The sequence below is a fragment of the Burkholderia sp. GbtcB21 genome (genome assembly GCF_019091065.1).
Lineage (GTDB): Bacteria > Pseudomonadota > Gammaproteobacteria > Burkholderiales > Burkholderiaceae > Burkholderia > Burkholderia pyrrocinia_C.
In genome coordinates this window covers 183,176-200,967 of sequence record NZ_JAGXKA010000013.1, presented here as the reverse complement: position 1 = coordinate 200,967, position 17,792 = coordinate 183,176, and the positions used below count along the sequence as shown (strand labels likewise).

Below are 17,792 nucleotides of genomic sequence, written 5' to 3'. Positions count from 1 at the left end.
CGGGCTGGCGAACCCGCGTCGATCGACAATCTCATGGTCATCCAGGCGGATAGTGACAGTTTCACGACCATGTCGCTTCCGAAATCACGCACTCGATAACGTCTGACGTAAAAACCTCTCGCGAGAACGCTCCGAACAGTGCGTTCTTGACCATTTCGAAGTTTCTCGCCCCGCAAACGATTGCGCCTTTCAAGCACCCTAAATACTTTTTTAACCAGTCCGATAATAAGGAACGCTACCCAACATCAACGCAACGGATCCTGAATGATGCATAGCAAACAGCTAACGGTTCGCACGAAACTCACCCTTACATTTGGCCTTCTGGCATGCGTGGTGCTGCTCGTTTCGTTCCTCGGCATCGTATCGCTCAGCAACGCGAACGAGGTATTCGCGAATTACGTCAATGGCCTCAACGCTCGCGCCGACCTGACGGACAAAGTACGCGTCGCCGTCGATCGGCGCGCCATCGCGGCGCGCAACCTGGTGCTCGTGACAACGCCACGCGATACGGAGATCGAGAAGGAAGCCGCACTGCAGGCCGACCGCGATGTCAGCGCGCGGCTCGCCGAACTCAGGAACGCCGTTGGTGAAGGCACCGACGCGACGGACAAGGCGCGCGAGCTGGTACGGAAAATCAACCAGATCGAAACCACGTATGGCCCGGTGGCGCGGGCGATCGTCGACGCCGCGCTGAACAACCGGCGCGATCAGGCCATCACGATGATGAACGAACAATGTCGACCGCTTCTGGCGCAACTGGTCGACGCAACACAGGCCTATGCGCTGTACACACGCGAAAGCTCCCTGCAGATGGTGAAAGAGTCGGAAGACCGCTATGCGTCGAGGCGGTTGCTGCTCATCGTCATCTGCCTCGCCGCCGTCGCGGGCGCGGTGGCGGCGGGCGTCATCATCGTTCGAGGGCTGACCCGTTCGCTCGGCACGGAGCCGGCCACGCTCAGCGACATCGCGCAGCGCATCGCCGGCGGCGACCTCGCCGCCGGGTCCGCCACCGTCGACGCGCCGCGCGGCAGCGTGCTGGCTTCCATGCGCGAAATGCAGGCCAATCTGGTGCGGCTGATTTCGCAGGTCCGCATCGCGTCCGGCAACGTCGCGACGGGCGCGAGCGAAATCGCGTCCGGCAACCAGGACCTGTCGTCGCGCACGGAACAGCAGGCCGCATCGCTGCAGGAAACCGCATCCAGCATGGAAGAATTGACGTCCACCGTGCGACTGAACGCCGACAACGCGCAGCAGGCAAGCTCGCTGGCCAATAACGCATCGGAAGTCGCGCAGCGCGGCAGCACCGCGGTCGGCCTGGTGGTCGAAACGATGACGGACATCAGCAACAGCTCGACGAAAATCGCCGAGATCACCGGGATGATCGAAGGGATCGCGTTCCAGACGAACATCCTCGCGCTCAACGCGGCCGTGGAAGCGGCACGCGCGGGCGAACAAGGCCGCGGCTTCGCGGTGGTAGCCAGCGAGGTGAGAAGTCTCGCGCAACGTTCATCGTCTGCCGCGAAGGAAATCCGGCAACTGATCACGCAATCGGTCCAGAAGATCCAGGACGGCTCGCGGCTCGCGCACAATGCGGGCGACACCATGGACCAGGTGACGCAGGCGGTGGCGCGCGTGACCGACATCATGGGCGAGATCGCGGCGGCATCGAGCGAGCAGAGCCGCGGCATCGAGCAGGTCAACCTGGCCATCACGCAAATGGATGAAGTCACGCAACAGAATGCGGCGCTCGTCGAAGAGGCCGCCGCCGCATCGAAGTCGCTCGAGGAACAGGGAAATCAGCTTTCCGAGTCGGTATCCCTGTTCCGGCTGGAGGCGAGCACATCGCACGCGTAGCCGCGTCGCACCGCTACCGGCATTCATCTTGCTTTCGATATCCGTCCCGTTTAGGAACACAAACTGAACATCATCCGCCGAAAGCGGGACGCTCTCGATCGCGCCGAATGACGTGAAGCGGTTTCGTAACCATCGCGTCACGATCGGCCACCACAATGCTCCGTCTTCTACCCTCATGATGGAGTTTGCATGTTTGCGTCACCGAGCCGTCTCCCGCTGCACGTCGCAGCGCTGTCGACCGCGATCCTACTGGCCGCCTGCGGCGGCGGCGACGATGTCGTCGCAACGAGCTCGACGAACGCCGCGGTCCCGGCACCGCCGGCCGACCCCGGCTTCGTCGACAGCGCGCCCGTTCCGAGCGTGCCCGCGTTCGTCGACAACGTCGCGACCAACCAGCGCGGCGACGCTCGTTATGCAACGCTGTCGACCAACGCCGCCGTGCGCGTGGTGAGCCGCTTCCTCGACCTGTGGCAGCCGTCGACGATGCTCGTCGATGCGGGCGTGACCGCGCCGGCCAACGGCGCGTTTCCGGCCATCTCGCCTTCCGCCTGCACGGGGCTGCCCGGCAACGGCACGCCGTGCGGCACGAGCCTGAACGACGCGGTGCTGTCGGCGAACGTGCAATACGTGGTCAACGCGACCACCGCGCGCACGCCGCAGCAAGCCGACGCCGCCTATTACGACGACCGGCGCGGCAAGGGCTACAGCGTGACCGACGGCATGGGGCCGCTCACCGCGGCATGGCGCACCGCGGCCCAGCAGACGACCAGCATCACCAGCGTGCCGGCCGACGCCACGACCGTGCTGTACAACGACAGCGGCAACAACGTCGGCGTCGGCAGCAGCGGCAACGCGAGTTTCGGGAAAGTCGTCGACCTGCTCAACGAAATGGGCAACAACGCGTCGACCGAACCCGCGAAACGCTTCTACAAGTATGCGCGGCCGTATCGCTGGAGCTCGAGCGTCGTCGTCGCGCCCACGCTCGTGCCCGCGGAAAGCACGACGCCGGCGACCGACGGCGGCTTCATCAGCGGCCACCAGGCCGAAGCGATGCGCGATGCGGTGACGATGGCGTGGCTCGTGCCCGAGCGCTTCCAGGAAATGGTCGGCCGCGGCCTCGAGCTCGGCGAGAACCGGATCCTCGCCGGCATGCACTCGCCGCTCGACGTGATCGGCGGCCGCATGCTCGCGCTGGCCGTCAGCGCGGCCAATCTCGCCGCGTACGCGAGCGACGCGCAGGCCGCTTACGGCCAGGCGCACCAGACGCTGCAGCAGCTCACCGGCACCACCGATGCGACCTTCCCGGCATTCGCGCGCTCGGGCACGACGGCGACCGACCGGTTCGCCGACTACGCGACGAACAAGGCGGCGTTCACGCGCCGCATGACGTACGGCTTCGGCGCGATCGACGCGACCGGCGCGCCGCCGGTCGTGCCGAAGGGCGCGGAGATCCTGCTGCAGACGCGCTTCCCGTACCTGGGCGCCGACCAGCGGCGCGTCGTGCTGAAGACCACCGAACTGCCGTCCGGCTATCCGGTGATGGACGATGCGGAAGGCTGGGGCCGGCTGAACCTGTTCGCCGCCGCCGACGGCTACGGTGCATTCAACGGCAACGTGACCGTCGCGATGGACGCGTCGAAGGGCGGCCTCAACGCCGCCGACCTGTGGCGCAACGACATCGCGGGCGCCGGCAAGCTGACGCTGCAAGGCAGCGGCACGCTGACGCTGGCGGGCAACAACAGCTATACGGGCGGCACGCAGGTCAGCGGCGGCACGCTCGCCGCCGCTTCCACGATGGCGTTCGGCAACGGCGACGTGTATGTCGGTTCCGGCGGCGGCATCCGGATCGCGGCCGGCGCACCCGTGACGATCGCGACCCGCTACACACAGCTCGACAACACGACGCTCGAACTCGACATCGACGGCAACGGCGGCGGCCGCCTGCGCGTGGGCGGCGCGTTCACCGTCGCGGGCGGCACGCTGCACGTGAAGTTCGTGAACGGCTATACGCCGAAAGCCGGCGACACCATCGCGCTGATCGACGCGGCAGCAGGCGCCGCGAAGTTCTCGACGGTGACGGTCGACGGCTTCAAGGCGACGCCGGTCTATACGGCGACGGGCGTGTCGATCACGCTGTCGGCGTCATAACCGCCAACAGGCATCGATCCGTGGACCGGCGCCGCCCGTGGCGGCGCCGGTCAAGCGAAACGGCCGGAGGCAGGCCGTTCGTCGCGCATGCCGGCTTCGCCCGACGGGCGGCGGATCAGCATTCGACGAGCGCCTTCACGACGGTCTGCCCCGCGTCCAGCAGACGCGGCAGCGCATCCGGCACGTCCTCGAGCCGCATCCGGTGCGTGTTCAGCGCGCGGTCGGGAATGCGCCCCGCGCGCATCGCGTCGAGCACGGTCGCGAAATCCTCGGCCGTCGCATTGCGGCTCGCAAGCAAGGTAGTTTCCCGCTTGTGGAATTCGGGATCCGAGAACGCGACGTGCCCGCGCACGATCGAGATCAGCGTGTATTTGCCGCCGTGCGCGACGAATTCGAAACCGCGATTCATCGCATCGAGGTTGCCGGTCGCGTCGAACACCGCATCGAAATACTCGCCGTCCGTCAGCGCCGCGAGGCGCGCCGCGTCGTCCGGCCCGACCTCCACCGCCGCGTCGACACCCAGGTGCTGCCGGCAAAACGCCAGGCGGTCGGCCCGCGTGTCGAGGCACGTCACGTCGGCGCCGCGCAGCTTCGCGAAGATCATCGCGGCCATGCCGATCGGCCCGGCGCCGACGACCAGCGCCCGCTGCCCGGGGCGGACCGCCGCGCGCCGCACCGCATGCGCGCCGATCGCGAGGAATTCGAGCATCGCCGCCTGGTCGAGCGAAATGCCGTCGGCCTTGTGAACGAACTGCGCGGGCACGCTGAGGTATTCGGCCAGCGCGCCGTCGCGATGCACGCCGAGCACCTTGATGTTCACGCAGCAGTTGGTGTTGCCGTGACGGCATGCCACGCAGTGCCCGCACGACAGATACGGCATCACGTACACCGCATCGCCGGCGCCGAGCCCCGACTCGGGTTCCGCCTCGACCACGACGGCGGACAGTTCATGGCCCATCACGCGCGGATACTCGAGATACGGCTGGGTGCCGGTAAAGATGTGCAGGTCGGTGCCGCAGATGCCGACGCGTTGCACGCGCAACAACACTTCGCCGCTGCCGCGCACGGGCAGTTCGCGATGCTGCACGCGCAGCACGCCGGGGGATTCGCAAATCACGCTGAGCATGTCGGATTCCTGTCGATCGGGGTCATGCGCCGCCGCGCGCGGCGTCGATCCGGTAGAAGCGGCGCGCGTTGCCGCCGAACAGGTCGGCAAGCGCCGCAGAGCCGAGCAACTGCGCGCAGTCGTCCTCGCACGCGGCCAGCCAGTCGCCGTAGCCGCCGCACGCCGACGCGACCCGCAGCACCGGCCAGTCGCTGCCCCACATCAGTCGCGCCGGCCCGAACAGGTCGGCCAGTGCATGCACATAAGGCCGCGTGCGCGCTCGCACGGCGTCCGCGCCGGCCGGCGGCCCGGCCTCGGTCCACAGGCCGGACAGCTTGCAGTGCAGGTTCGGCAGGCTCGCGAGGCGGCACATCGCCGACAGCCACGGCTGCAGCTCGCCGCGCTCGATGAACGGCTTCGCGCCGTGGTCGATCACGATCTGCAGATCCGGGTGGCGCCGCGCGAACGCATGCAGCGCATCGAGATGGCGCGGCATCACCAGCGCGTCGAAACGCAGCGCATGCTCGAGCATCGCGGCGACCGCGCGATCCAGCACCGGATCGTCGATCCACGCATCGTCGGGCAGATCCTGCAGCATCGGGCGCAACCCGCGCGCTTTCGGCGCCGCCGCAAAGGCCGCGATCCGCGCCGGCGCGTCGGCGGCCTTCAGGTCGACCCAGCCGACCACCGCGCCGACCGTCGGGGTGTCGTCCGCGAGATCGAGCAGGAAGCGCGTGTCGGCGTCGCTCGGCAGCGATTGCACGAGCACGGTGCGGTCGATGCGCGCCGCGTCGAGCAGCGGCGCCAGATCGGCGGGGCCGAAATCGCGGTGTATCGCGTCGAGTTCGGCCGGCGGCCAGCAGCCGGCCCGCGCGCCGATCCGCCAGTAGTGCTGATGGGCGTCGATGCGTGCCGTCATGCGCGCGCTCCCGGCACCGGTGCGCGCGCCGCGATCAGCCCTTCGTCGCGCAGCGCGGCCCACAGTTCGGCCGGCACGGGGCGCTCGAACCATTCGAGGTTCTGTTGCAGCTGGGCCACGCTGCGCGCGCCGACCACGCACGACACGACCGCCGGATGGCCGAACGGAAACTGCAGCGCGGCAGCGGGCAGCGGGACGTCGAAGCGCTTGCACAGCGCGCCGAGCCGCGCGGCCTTGTCGATCACGTCGGCGCTTGCATCCGCATAGTTGAACTTGCCGTTGCCGGCCAGCACGCCGGAATTGAACACGCCGCCGACCACGATGCCCGTCCCCGCGCGGCCGCACGCGTCGAGCAACGGTTCGAGCGCCGTCTGTTCGAGCAGCGTGTAGCGGCCGGCCAGCAGCACGGCATCGAGCGCGGCTTCGTTCAGCGCATCGGCGGCGACTTCCCATTCGTTCACGCCGAGGCCGAACCCGCCGATCTCGCCGCCCGCACGCAGCGCGTCCAGCGCGCGAAACCCGCCGCCGCGGGTCAGCTGTTCCCAGTAGTGCGCGTGACGATCGCCGTGCGTCATAGCGCCGATGTCGTGCACGTACAGGATGTCGATCCGCGCGAGCCCGAGCCGCTGCCGGCTGTCGTCGTGCGACCGCATGATGCCGTCGTAGCTGTAGTCGTAGACGGGCCGGAACGGCAACGGCTCGGCCCAGCCGTCGTCGCCGGGGCGCACGCTCGCGTCGGCGCGCATCAGGCGCCCGACCTTCGTGCTGAGCGTGAACGCGCCGCGCTCGCGCGGGGCGAGCCCCGCGCCCACGCGCCGCTCGGACAGCGTGTAGCCGTAATACGGCGCGGTGTCGAAGTAGCGCAGGCCGGCGGCCCACGCGGCTTCGACGAGCGAATCGGCATCGGCGGCCGACATCGGGCGATAGAGGCCGCCGAGCTGCGAGCAGCCGAGGCCGAGCGCGGACACCGTCAGCCCGCTGCGCGGCAATGCGCGCATTTCGTTTGCGTTCATGAGTGGTGACTGGATGCGGGAAAGAGGCGCGGCGCGCAATCGCCGCCCGCGCGCGGGCGGCTTGCGCGGCCGCTCAGTACAGGACGTTCCTGGCCGCCTCCGAATCGAGGTTCTGCTTGTCGACCATCACGACGCCGGTATCGATCAGCTTCGGCGCCGGCTTGCGTTCGACGACGTCGAGCGCCGTGCGCACGCCCTGGTTCCCCATCTGCCACGAACCCTGCACGGCGATCGCCTGCACCGTGCCGTCGCGCACGAAGCCCTGCAGATCCTCGTTGCCGTCGAACCCGATCGCCACCACCTTGCCCGCCTTGCCCGACTGCTTCAGCGCGCGGCCCATCCCGACCGCGGTCGGCTCGTTCGCGCCGAAGATGCCCTTCAGGTCGGGGTTCGCCGACAGCACGTCGGTCGTCTGGTTCAGCGCGTTCGCCATTTGCGACTGCGAGTAGTACGGGCCGACGATCTGCAGCTTCGAATGGCTCGCGATGTACTTGCGGAACCCGCCGACGCGGCTGACTTCGGAACCCGCGCCCGGCACGTACGACATGATCGCGATCTTGCCGGACTGCCCGACGCGGTCGATCAGCGCCTTCGCGCACAGCGCGCCCGCCTTCTCGTTGTCGGTCGACAGGAACGCCTGGTAATACGGCTTGCCGGCGTCCGAGATCGCCGAGTCGATCAGCACGACCGGAATGTGCGCTTCCCACGCCTTCTTGATCGCGGGCACGAGCGCATCGGGATCGGACGGTGCGAGCACGATGCCCGCCACATGACGCGTGACCGCGTTGTCGACCATGTTGACCTGCCCGCTGATGTCGGACTCGGCCGCGGGGCCCTGGAACGTCATCGTATAGCCCTTGGCGCCGTCGAGCGCTGCCTTCGCGCCTTTCTGCACGTTCTGCCAGTAGTTCGAGTTGACCGTCTTGACGATCACGGCGATCTCGCCGCCCGCCGCGTACGCACCGCTGTTGCATGCCGCGAACAGGCATGCCGATGCTGCCAGCAGGATGGATTTGTTCATGTCTCGCTCCGCTTCTCGTTGGTGGGAACTGCTGCCGGTCAGTGCCGGCGATTGCGCAACTGGTCGATCCAGACCGTGCCCAGGATCACGACGCCGATGATGATTTGCTGGATGAAGCTCGACACGCCGTTCATGTTCAGGCCGTTGCGCAGCACGCCGATCACGAACGCGCCGATCGCCGTGCCGGAAATCGTGCCGACGCCACCCATCAGCGACGTGCCGCCGATGACCGAGCTGGCGATGGCGTCGAGCTCGTACATGACGCCCTCGTTCGGCTGCCCGGTGACGAGCCGCGACATCAGCACGCAGCCGGTCACGCCGGCGAGCGCGCCGGACAGCACGTAGGTGAAGAGCTTCACGCCCTGTACGTTCACGCCCGACAGCCGCGCCGCCTCCGCGTTCGACCCGACCGCGTAGATATGGCGGCCGAGCGACGTTCTCGACAGCAGCACGGAAACCACGACGAACAGCACGACCATGATCACGACCGGATACGGAATGCCGGGGAACGTCGTGTCGGGGAACCCGTCCGCGCCGATGCGCGAGATGCGCAGCAGCGCACCGTTGCCCAGCGCGCCGAACGCGTCGCCGAGATCCGATACCGGCCGCGCGCCCGTGATCTGGAGCGCGATGCCGCGCGCGACGAGCATCATGCCGAGCGTCGCGATGAACGGCGGCAGGCCCATGCGCGTCACGCAGATGCCGTTGACGAACCCGCACAGCGCGCCGACCAGGATCCCGGCCGCCATGGCCGCCGGCACCGGCACGCCCGCCTTGACCAGCAGCGCGGACGAGACGCCGGCCAGCGCGAGTACCGAGCCGACCGACAGGTCGATGCCGCCGGTGATGATCACGCAGGTGGCGGCCACGCCGAGATACGCAATGGAGGTCACCTGCAGGCCGACGGTCATCAGGTTGTCGACCGAGAAGAACGCCGCGCTCGAGACGGAGAACGCGAACACGAGCACGACCAGGCTGCCCAGCGCCGCGAACTTCTGGATAAGGTCGCGCCGCCGCTGTCGCGCCGCCCGTTCGTCGGCCTGGCTTCGATCCGATGTCATTTCAAGCATGGGGACGCCCCGACGCATAGTGCATGATCTCCTCCTGACTGGTGTGTTGGGTGTCGAGAAACGCGGTCAATCGACCTTCGTGAAAAACGGCGATCCGGTCGGTCATGCCGAGCAGCTCCGGCAGCTCCGAACTGATCAGCACCACGCCGACGCCGTCGGCGGCGAGCCGGTCCATCAGCCCGTAGATCGCGAATTTCGCGCCCACGTCGATGCCGCGCGTCGGCTCGTCGAAGAACAGGATCTTCGAGCCGCGGTACAGCCATTTGCCGATGACGACCTTCTGCTGGTTGCCGCCGGACAGGTTGCGCACGACCTGCTGCACCGACGGCGTGCGAATCGCGAGGTCCTGCACGTAGCGCCGCGCCACGTCGAGCTCGTCGTCGAAGCGCAGGAAGCCCAGGCGCGACGCGATGCCGCGCACGTTCGCGAGCGTGAGGTTCGCCGCGACGGGCATCGGCAGCGCAAGCCCCTCCTTCTTGCGGTCCTCCGACAGATACGCGATGCCGTGGTGGATCGCCTCGCGCGGCGAGCGGATCGTCACGGGCCGGCCGTGCAGCGCGATCGTGCCGCCGTCCGGGCGGTCTGCGCCGAAGATCGCGCGCGCGACTTCGGTGCGCCCGGCGCCCATCAGTCCGGCAAAGCCCAGGATCTCGCCCTTGCGAAGCATGAACGACACCGGCCCGAACACGCCGTCGCGGCGCAGTTCCCGCACGTCGAGCAGCACTTCGCCGGTCGGGGTCGACTGCCGCGCCGGATACGCGTCGTCGAGCGTCCGCCCGACCATGCGCGCGACGATTTCGTCGATGCTCACGTCGGCGAAATCGTCGGTCGAGATGTGGCGCCCGTCGCGCAGCACGGTCACGCGATCGACGATCTGCGCCATTTCGTCGAGCCGGTGCGAGATGTACAGGATCGCCACGCCGTCGGCACGCAGTTCCTCGATGATGCGAAACAGCTGCACCGTTTCCGACTCCGTCAGCGACGACGTCGGCTCGTCCATGATCAGCACGCGCGCGTCGTGCGACAGCGCCTTCGCGATTTCGACCATCTGTTGCTGCGCGATGGACAGCACGCCGACCTTCGTCGTCGGTGCGACGTTCAGGCCGATCCGCGCGATGCAGCGTGCCGCATCCGCATTGAGCCGTTTCGTGTCGACGAACGGCCCGCGCCGCGGCTCGCGCGCGAGGTACAGGTTCTCCGCCACGCTCAGGTGCGGCACGAGATTGAGTTCCTGGTGGATGATCGCGATGCCGGCCGCCTGCGCTTCGGAGGCCGAACGAAACCGCACCGGCGCGCCGCGATAGTGGACGACGCCCTCGTCGGGCAGGTACTGACCGCTGATGATCTTCATCAGCGTGGACTTGCCCGCGCCGTTTTCGCCGCACACCGCATGCACCTCGCCGCGGCGCAGGTCGAGGCGAATCCCGTCGAGCGCGAGGACGCCCGGGAAGCGCTTGCGAATCCCCTCCAGGCGCAGGATCTCCCGGTCCGCTTCGTGCTGTGCGGCCTGACCGGGCAGATTGCGAGGCATTGCCATTGCGTCTCCTTGGGAAGGGCCGACCTGGCTTTCGTCTGGTCAGTCCAATTTCGATGAATTACATCAATCCAGCCACTTTTGGTCAAGCCAATTTATATATCTCAATCCGCTCTTACCAATAGTGAAAACCCGCACATCCGCACGAACGGGCTGCCGTTCAGGGCGACACGGCGAGCGTGATAGACTTTGCGACGCGCGCTTGCGCGGAAAGCGCATTGACCAAGATCCATCGGATGAAATCGACAGAACCCAAGCGGCTTTACCAATCGGTCGCGGCCCAGATCGTCGCGTTGATTCGTCAGGGCGAATTCGCGGTCGGCGAACGCCTGCCGCCCGAGCGCGAGCTGGCGCTGACGCTCGGCGTATCGCGTCCGTCGCTTCGCGAGGCGCTGATCGCGCTGGAAATCGGCGGCCAGATCGAGATCCGGATGGGCTCCGGCGTTTATGTGCGCGACACGGCGGCCGACGACGTCGGCACGATGGGCACGCTCGGCGACAGCCCGTCGGAACTGATGCAGGCGCGCGCGGCCATCGAAGGCAGCGTCGCCGCGCTGGCCGCGGCGCGGATGACGGCCGCGATGCTCGATCGCCTGCGCCGCACGGTGCAGCGCATGAAGCGGCTCGCGGAGGCCGGCAAATCGCCCGTCGAAGCCGACCGGCAGTTCCACATGCTGATCGCGGAAGCCGCCGGCAATTCGGTGCTCACCCGCTTCGTCGGCGAGCTGTTCGACAGCCGCCACGACCCGATCGCCGCGGCCATGCGCGGCCACGCGGAGAATCCTCAGACCTGGACCGTCGCCGTGCGGGAGCACGAGGACATACTCCACGCGTTGCAGGCCGGCGACCCGATTGCGGCCCAGACGGCCATCCGCGCGCATCTTCGCGCGTCCGAAGCGCGATGGATCGACGGTGGCCTGAAATCCGACCCGGATTAAGCGGCATACGGGCGCCTTCGCGCCCTTGTCGCCCTTCGCGCAACGCGTCGCGCGGCACCGTGTGTAAACCCCCGGTCCGACATTAAATCAAATCCTTTATAGAGGGATTTCAGTAAGTCATTCCGCGAAACATCACAATCCATTCTCCGGCCTGTCACGCATTTCGGGCTTTTATCATTTTCCTTGCGCTTACCCGTCGCTATCCGCGACGCAACGTTTACAGGTGACGCGCCCCGGGCAACGGCGTCTTGCCGACACGTCACCCGACGTTTTTTCCTGGATATGATCGTCGGCACGACTGGTCGGGCTGCACGGCAGCTTCCGGGAGATATTTGTCAAACATCCAAAATGCCGCCATTCGGCCGATTCGATCCACATTTACCCGATTCTCGCCGCACATTTCCGGCACAAAACGCCGCCGCCCCAGCGCTTCACGTCTCGCCCAGATCTAACTAAATTCCCGCAATTCGGCATTTACAAGCACCAATGGCCGCACAAGCGCCTACGGTCGCTGCCCCGTTTCCGGCCGCTTCGCATCCCCCGCAGCAACACCACCAACTTACGATTGCAAATGCCTCTCATTTGCATTAAATTTCGGCGCGAATGTACTGTTTGGAACACCGACGTCGGCGCGAGGCCATCCGCCATGCCCGGACGCAGACCACATCAAAGGACGGGGTATGAGCAGGAAGAACTGGGCGGCCGCACCGATGGCCATCGTCGTCGGCACGGCCGGCCTGAGCGCCGCCGATGCGCAGGAGTTGTCGCTGCCCGCCATCGAGGTCTCGGGGCAGCGCGCGACCGCGCCGTTTCGCGCGCCCGAATCGACGAGCGCGACGCGCACCGAGACGGACGTGATGGAAATCCCGTTCGCGGTCAGCAGCGTCGACGCGAAACTGGCCCAGACCGTCGCCGCCACGCGCGGCGAAGACCTGTACGACTGGGTCGCGGGCGTTGCGCGGCAGAACAACTTCGGCGGCCTGTGGGACAACTACGCGGTGCGCGGGTTTGCCGGCGACGGCAACACGTCCGGCACCGACTACCTCGTCAACGGCTTCTCGTGGAATCGCGGGATCAGCGTGCCGCGCGACACCGCCAACCTCGAGCGCATGGAAGTGCTCAAGGGGCCTGCGTCCGCGCTGTACGGCCGCGGCGATCCGGGCGGCCTCATCAGCTACACGACCAAACAGCCGCAGTTCGCGCGCTCGAACACCATCGGCGTATCGGCCGGCAGCTACGGCGCGTTGCGCCAGACGCTCGATTCGACCGGGCCCGTCACGAAATCGCTCGCGTACCGCTTCGTCGCGATGAACGAGAACAACGGCAGCTTCCGCGATACGGTGTCGAGCAAACGCTACCTGTTCGCACCGTCGTTCACGTGGGACATCGGCGCGGACACGACGCTCCACTACGAGTTCGAAAGCGTGCGCCAGCGCGCGCCGCTCGATCGCGGCGTGGTCGCGGTCAACGGGCAGCTCGGCGCGATTCCGGCATCGCGCTTCCTCGGCGAGCCGCGCGACGGCGACTACGACGTGCGCAACACGGGCCACCAGTTCACGCTCGAGCATCGCGTCGATGCGAACTGGTCGATCAATGCCGGCTTCGCGCAGCGCGACACCGACCTGTCCGGCCGCTCGTCCGAAGCGTTCGCGCTGCAGCCGGACGGGCGCACGCTGTGGCGCCGCTACCGGCAAGTCGCGTTTCACTCGAACGACCTGCAAGGCCGCCTCGAAACGACCGGCAAGTTCCGCACCGGCGGCATCGGCCACACGCTCGTGATGGGCGTCGATGCGTATCGCTTCAACTACGACCAGTTCGTCGCGCGCTCGACGCCGAGCGCCGCCGCGCCGTATGCGATCGACATCTTCGATCCGGTCTACGGCCAGCCGACGCCCGCGCTGCGCACCGCGACCAACCTGCTCGAGCGCGACGACGGGCAAGGCGCCTACGCGCAGGACACGCTCGCGTTCGGGCCGCACTGGAAAATCCTCGCCGGGCTGCGCTGGGATCGCTTCCACCAGTCGATCGAGAACCGCCTGAAGGGCGTGACGAGCAGCCAGTTGCAGACCGCGTTGAGTCCGCGCCTCGGCGTCGTGTACGAAATGAGCCCCGCGCTGTCGCTGTATGCGAACACCGCGTATTCGTTCCGGCCGAACAACGGCGCCGATGCCAACGGCCGCGCGTTCGACCCGGAGAAGGGGCACGGCTACGAAGCCGGCGCGAAATGGGCCGGCACGCGCTGGCTCGCGACGGTCGCGGCGTTCTACGTCAACAAGCGCAACGTGCTGACCGCCGATCCGGCAAACGCCGGCTTCTCGCGCGCGGCCGGCGAGGTGCGCAGCCGCGGCGTCGAATTCGAATGGAACGGCGACCTGGGCCACGGCTTGCGCGGCATCGTCAACCTTGCGTACGTCGATGCCGAGGTCACGCACGATGCCGTGCTGACGCCCGGCGCGCGCCTCGTCGACATTCCGAAGCTGAGCGGCAGCGCGCTGCTCATGTACGAAACCGCGCTGCCGTTCGCGGACAAGGCCGGCATCGGCACGGGCTTGATCTATGTCGGGCGCCGCGCCGGCAACACCGCGAACACGCAGGACGGCTTCGAGCTGCCGGCCTATGCGACCGTGCAGCTGAACGGCTATGTGCAGGTCGACAAGCACCTGCGCGCGTCGGTCGTGCTGAACAACCTGTTCAACCGCACGACCTACGTCAGCTCGTACAACAGCCTGTGGGTCACACCGGGCGCGCCGCGCAGCCTGTTCGCGTCGCTCTCCTACTCGTTCTAGTCGATTCGGTCGACTGGCGAGGGTCGCGCGTCAGGCGCCGAGCGCAAGCCGCGCGGCCAGCGCGAGCAGCAACGCCGGCAACATCACGCACGCACCGACTGCGAGAAACTCGCCGAAGCCGACCCGCTGCCCTTCGCGCCGGATCGCCGCGAGCCACAGAATCGTCGCGAGCGATCCGGTGACGGACAGGTTCGGGCCCAGGTCGACGCCGATGAGTATCGCGTCGATCACCGTTTGCGGGCTGTGTCAGCGCGCGCCGACCGGCGCGGCCTCGCGCATGGCGTCGCCGCATCGCTCCGCGCGCTCGACGACACGCGCCAGCCGAATGATGTCGGTCAGCGCGAAATCGTTCGGATCGGGCCTCGGCTGGTTGCGCTCGTCCGCGATGCGCATCGCGAACGCGAGCGCTTCGGAGCGCTCGCGCAGCAGCGCGCGCAGCGCATCCGTGATGACGCGGCGGTCGCGCGGATCGTCCAGACCGAGCACCGGCCCGTAGTGCTGTTCGACGTCCGGCTTCGCGAGCGGCGCAGCCGCCAGCGCGGAGACACCGGGCATGGGAACCGGGTTCCGTTTCATGTCGTCCTCTCGTTGACCGGCGGCCGGGCGCCGCGTCAGCGCCGGTTCGAGCGCGACACCACGTCGATCCACACCGCCAGCACCAGCACCGCGCCCTTGACGATCATCTGCCAGTACGCGTCGACGTCCAGCATCGACATGCCGTTGTCGAGGCTCGCCATCACGAGCGCGCCGATCAGCGCGCCGTAGACGGTGCCCGACCCGCCGCGCATCGACGTGCCGCCGATGAAGCACGCGGCGATCGCGTCGAGTTCGCCCATCGAGCCCGCGGACGGCGAGCCGGCCGCGAGCCGCGCGGTGTTCACGATGCCGGCGAACGCGCACATCAGCCCCATCAGCGCGAAGATCGCGAGCTTCACGCGATCCGTATCGACGCCCGACAGCCGCGTCGCCTCGAGATTCGAGCCGACCGCGTAGATGCGCCGGCCGAACACGGTCTGCGTCGCGATCCACGAAAAGATGCCGAGCAGCGCGAGCAGCAGCAGCACCGGCACCGGAATGCCGCCGTAGCGGTCGAGCGTCGCGACGAACGCGAGCAGCACTGCGCCCGCGCCCGCGATCTTCACGACGTCCTGCCACAGCGGCGCGACCGCGAGCCGGTAGCGGCGCCGCGTGCCGCGCTGCCGCACGACCAGCAGCACGACGAGCGCGAACAGCAGCAGCGCGAGGCCGTCGCCGGCCACGCGCGGCAGATAGCCCTGCCCGAGGAACACGAAGCCGTCCGACACCGGCGCGATCGTCGAGCCGCCCGTCACGCCGAGCAGAATCCCGCGAAACGCGAGCATCCCGCCCAGCCCGACGATGAACGACGGCACGCGCCGGTAGGTCGACCACCAGCCGTTGAAGAGCCCGATCAGCACGCCGAGCGCGAGCACGGCCGGCACCGTCGCGGCGACCGGCCAGTGGCGGTTCACGTCGAGGATCGCCGCGACGCCGCCGAGCAGCCCGAGCAGCGAACCGACCGACAGGTCGATCTCGCCCGCGATGATCACGAACACCATCCCGCACGCGAGCATGCCGGTGATCGACATCTGCCGCAGCAGGTTCGACACGTTGCGCGGCGTGACGAACGCGCCGTCGGTCAGCACCGAGAAAAACGCCCAGATCGCGACGACCGCGAACAGCAGCGCGAGGATCTTGTAGCGCACGAAGACCTGGCGAAGCGGACGGCCGGTTGGACGGCCGCGCGCGTCGGCGTCCGGCGCCGCCGGAGTAGAGGAAGAAAGTTCGGAATTCATATCGCACTCGATACGGTGGGTTCGGTCGGACGCCGCGCGGGCTTCAGCGCGGCGCCGAGGATCTGTTCCTGCGTGAGGCCGTCGTTGACGAAATCGCCGCGCAGCTCGCCTTCGCCGATCACCAGCACGCGGTCGGCAAGCCCGAGCACCTCGGGCATTTCCGACGACACGACGATCAACGCGACGCCGCGCTTCGCGAGCGCGAACACGAGCCGGTAGATCTCGGCCTTCGCGCCCACGTCGACGCCGCGCGTCGGCTCGTCGAGAATCAGCACCTGCGGCTCGGCCAGCAGCATCTTGGCGAGCACGGCCTTCTGCTGGTTGCCGCCGGACAGGCTCGAGATCGGCAGGAACGGGTGCGCGGCGCGCACCGACAGCCGCTGCATCTCGGTGCGGATCGCGTCCAGCTCCGCGGCCGCGTCGATCCGCCCGCGCGCCGCGAAGCGCCGCAGCACCGCCAGCGTGATGTTGTGGCCGACGCCGAGCTGCGGCACGATGCCGTGGCGCTTGCGATCCTCGGGCACCATCGCGATGCCGGCGCGGATCGCGTCGGCCGGCGAGCGGATCGTGAGCGGCCGGCCGTTCATCAGCACGGTCGCCGTGCACGCGCCCGGATACGCGCCGAAGATGGCCTGCATCAGCTCGGTGCGGCCCGCGCCGACCAGCCCGGCGACGCCGAGGATCTCGCCGCGCCGCACGCAGAACGACACGTCGTCGACCCGCTTGCGGCGCGTGTTCGTCACGTCGCGGCAGGTCACGTGCCGCGCTTCCAGCACGACGTCGCCGATCTCGTGCGGCTCGCGCGGATACAGGTCGCGGATCTCGCGGCCGACCATCATCGAAATGATCCGGTCGGTCGTCAGCGTGCGCATCGGCTCGGTCGCGACATGGCGGCCGTCGCGGATCACGGACACCGTGTCGCACACGGCCTCGACCTCGACGAGCTTGTGCGAGATATACACGCACGCGACACCGCGGCGCTTCAGGTCGCGCACGATGTCGAGCAGGATGCGCGTTTCGGAAGCGCTCAGCGACGACGAAGGCTCGTCGAGAATCAGCAGCTTCGCGCGCTTGTTCAGCGCCTTCGCGATCTCGATCAGCTGCTGGTGGCCGCCGCCGTAGTTCATCACCGGCTGCGCGACGTTGATCGAGTCGATCCGCAGCTCGTGCAGCAGCTCCTCGGCGCGCTGGACCATCGCCGCGTAGTGCATGCGGCCGCCCGGCAGCGTGATCTCGTTGCCGAGGAAGATGTTCTCGGCCACCGACAGTTCGGGCACGAGCATCAGTTCCTGATGGATGATCACGATGCCCGCGCGCTCGGTGTCGCGCACGCCGGACGCGACGAGCGGCGCGCCTTCCCAGCGGATCTCGCCGTCCCACGTGCCGTGCGGATAAACACCCGACAGCACCTTCATCAAGGTCGATTTGCCCGCGCCGTTCTCGCCGCACAGCCCCACGCACTCGCCCGGCCGCACCGTCAGGTCGATGCCGTCGAGCGCCTTCACGCCGTCGAAATCCTTGACGATGCCGCGCATCGTCAGCAAGGGTTCGGTCATTCGCTCATGCCTCGCAGTATGCGCGCGGACGCAC

13 protein-coding genes and 1 pseudogene are annotated in these 17,792 nt (G+C 67.9%); 4 read left to right on the top strand and 10 right to left on the bottom strand.

From position 1 onward, the window contains the following. Positions 1-267: 267 nt before the first annotated feature. Both KVT39_RS26360 and KVT39_RS26355 read left to right on the top strand, forming a co-directional pair. Positions 268-1,854, top strand: a complete 1,587-nt coding sequence (locus tag KVT39_RS26360; protein ID WP_175749309.1) for a methyl-accepting chemotaxis protein — start codon at positions 268-270, stop codon at positions 1,852-1,854. A 189-nt stretch (positions 1,855-2,043) separates the two neighbouring features. Further along, positions 2,044-4,002, top strand: coding sequence for a phosphatase PAP2 family protein (locus KVT39_RS26355; RefSeq protein ID WP_217590549.1), 1,959 nt, complete (start codon positions 2,044-2,046; stop codon positions 4,000-4,002). A 115-nt stretch (positions 4,003-4,117) separates the two neighbouring features. On the opposite strand, the gene KVT39_RS26350 is transcribed toward KVT39_RS26355, so the two are convergent. The 6 genes from KVT39_RS26350 to KVT39_RS26325 all read right to left on the bottom strand — a co-directional run bounded on the left by KVT39_RS26350 (position 4,118) and on the right by KVT39_RS26325 (position 10,667). Then, a complete protein-coding gene (locus KVT39_RS26350; RefSeq protein ID WP_175749195.1) occupies positions 4,118-5,128 on the bottom strand; it encodes a zinc-binding alcohol dehydrogenase family protein in 1,011 nt (336 codons plus the stop codon). Positions 5,129-5,150: 22 nt separating this feature from the next. After that, a complete protein-coding gene (locus tag KVT39_RS26345) occupies positions 5,151-6,026 on the bottom strand; it encodes an amidohydrolase (RefSeq protein ID WP_217590548.1) in 876 nt (291 codons plus the stop codon). Further along, on the bottom strand, positions 6,023-7,039 hold the full coding sequence (locus KVT39_RS26340) for an aldo/keto reductase (RefSeq protein WP_217590547.1): 1,017 nt from the start codon (positions 7,037-7,039) through the stop codon (positions 6,023-6,025). The genes KVT39_RS26345 and KVT39_RS26340 overlap by 4 nt, the downstream gene beginning before the upstream one ends. Positions 7,040-7,112: 73 nt before the next feature. After that, the gene (locus KVT39_RS26335; RefSeq protein ID WP_175749198.1) at positions 7,113-8,060 is read right to left on the bottom strand and encodes an ABC transporter substrate-binding protein; all 948 of its coding nucleotides are present in this window, start codon (positions 8,058-8,060) and stop codon (positions 7,113-7,115) included. Between the two features lie 38 nt (positions 8,061-8,098). Next, a complete protein-coding gene (locus KVT39_RS26330; RefSeq protein WP_034182410.1) occupies positions 8,099-9,130 on the bottom strand; it encodes an ABC transporter permease in 1,032 nt (343 codons plus the stop codon). Continuing rightward, positions 9,123-10,667 (bottom strand): sugar ABC transporter ATP-binding protein, encoded by a 1,545-nt coding sequence (locus KVT39_RS26325; RefSeq protein ID WP_217590546.1) that lies wholly within the window; start codon positions 10,665-10,667, stop codon positions 9,123-9,125. Before KVT39_RS26325 ends, KVT39_RS26330 begins: the two co-directional genes overlap by 8 nt. Positions 10,668-10,900: 233 nt before the next feature. On the opposite strand from KVT39_RS26325, the gene KVT39_RS26320 reads away from it, so the two are divergent. Together KVT39_RS26320 and KVT39_RS26315 are read left to right on the top strand one after the other, a co-directional pair. Next, positions 10,901-11,602 carry a FadR/GntR family transcriptional regulator gene (locus KVT39_RS26320; RefSeq protein WP_034182412.1) on the top strand — a complete coding sequence of 234 codons (702 nt, stop codon included), beginning with the start codon at positions 10,901-10,903 and terminating at the stop codon, positions 11,600-11,602. Positions 11,603-12,282: 680 nt separating this feature from the next. Then, positions 12,283-14,388, top strand: coding sequence for a TonB-dependent siderophore receptor (locus KVT39_RS26315; RefSeq protein WP_217590545.1), 2,106 nt, complete (start codon positions 12,283-12,285; stop codon positions 14,386-14,388). 30 nt (positions 14,389-14,418) lie between these two features. Here the strand turns inward: KVT39_RS26315 and KVT39_RS26310 are convergent. From KVT39_RS26310 to xylG, 4 genes and pseudogenes are all read right to left on the bottom strand, one after another. Then, positions 14,419-14,634 (bottom strand): annotated as a pseudogene (locus KVT39_RS26310) (ArsB/NhaD family transporter); the annotation flags it as partial. Continuing rightward, positions 14,635-14,964, bottom strand: coding sequence for a hypothetical protein (locus tag KVT39_RS26305; RefSeq protein ID WP_217590544.1), 330 nt, complete (start codon positions 14,962-14,964; stop codon positions 14,635-14,637). A gap of 35 nt (positions 14,965-14,999) precedes the next feature. Next, a complete protein-coding gene (locus tag KVT39_RS26300; RefSeq protein WP_217590543.1) occupies positions 15,000-16,202 on the bottom strand; it encodes a sugar ABC transporter permease in 1,203 nt (400 codons plus the stop codon). Continuing rightward, the gene (gene xylG / locus KVT39_RS26295) at positions 16,199-17,758 is read right to left on the bottom strand and encodes a D-xylose ABC transporter ATP-binding protein (protein WP_217590542.1); all 1,560 of its coding nucleotides are present in this window, start codon (positions 17,756-17,758) and stop codon (positions 16,199-16,201) included. Before xylG ends, KVT39_RS26300 begins: the two co-directional genes overlap by 4 nt. Between the last annotated feature and the right edge of the window lie 34 nt (positions 17,759-17,792).

What these genes read in the sequence shown, in the direction of transcription:
- KVT39_RS26360 (WP_175749309.1), top strand. Translation starts at nt 268, where the DNA reads ATGCATAGCAAACAGCTAACGGTTCGCACGAAACTCACCCTTACATTT.
- KVT39_RS26355 (WP_217590549.1), top strand. Translation starts at nt 2,044, where the DNA reads ATGTTTGCGTCACCGAGCCGTCTCCCGCTGCACGTCGCAGCGCTGTCG.
- KVT39_RS26350 (WP_175749195.1), bottom strand. Translation starts at nt 5,128, where the DNA reads ATGCTCAGCGTGATTTGCGAATCCCCCGGCGTGCTGCGCGTGCAGCAT.
- KVT39_RS26345 (WP_217590548.1), bottom strand. Translation starts at nt 6,026, where the DNA reads ATGACGGCACGCATCGACGCCCATCAGCACTACTGGCGGATCGGCGCG.
- KVT39_RS26340 (WP_217590547.1), bottom strand. Translation starts at nt 7,039, where the DNA reads ATGAACGCAAACGAAATGCGCGCATTGCCGCGCAGCGGGCTGACGGTG.
- KVT39_RS26335 (WP_175749198.1), bottom strand. Translation starts at nt 8,060, where the DNA reads ATGAACAAATCCATCCTGCTGGCAGCATCGGCATGCCTGTTCGCGGCA.
- KVT39_RS26330 (WP_034182410.1), bottom strand. Translation starts at nt 9,130, where the DNA reads ATGCTTGAAATGACATCGGATCGAAGCCAGGCCGACGAACGGGCGGCG.
- KVT39_RS26325 (WP_217590546.1), bottom strand. Translation starts at nt 10,667, where the DNA reads ATGGCAATGCCTCGCAATCTGCCCGGTCAGGCCGCACAGCACGAAGCG.
- KVT39_RS26320 (WP_034182412.1), top strand. Translation starts at nt 10,901, where the DNA reads ATGAAATCGACAGAACCCAAGCGGCTTTACCAATCGGTCGCGGCCCAG.
- KVT39_RS26315 (WP_217590545.1), top strand. Translation starts at nt 12,283, where the DNA reads ATGAGCAGGAAGAACTGGGCGGCCGCACCGATGGCCATCGTCGTCGGC.
- KVT39_RS26305 (WP_217590544.1), bottom strand. Translation starts at nt 14,964, where the DNA reads ATGAAACGGAACCCGGTTCCCATGCCCGGTGTCTCCGCGCTGGCGGCT.
- KVT39_RS26300 (WP_217590543.1), bottom strand. Translation starts at nt 16,202, where the DNA reads ATGAATTCCGAACTTTCTTCCTCTACTCCGGCGGCGCCGGACGCCGAC.
- xylG (WP_217590542.1), bottom strand. Translation starts at nt 17,758, where the DNA reads ATGACCGAACCCTTGCTGACGATGCGCGGCATCGTCAAGGATTTCGAC.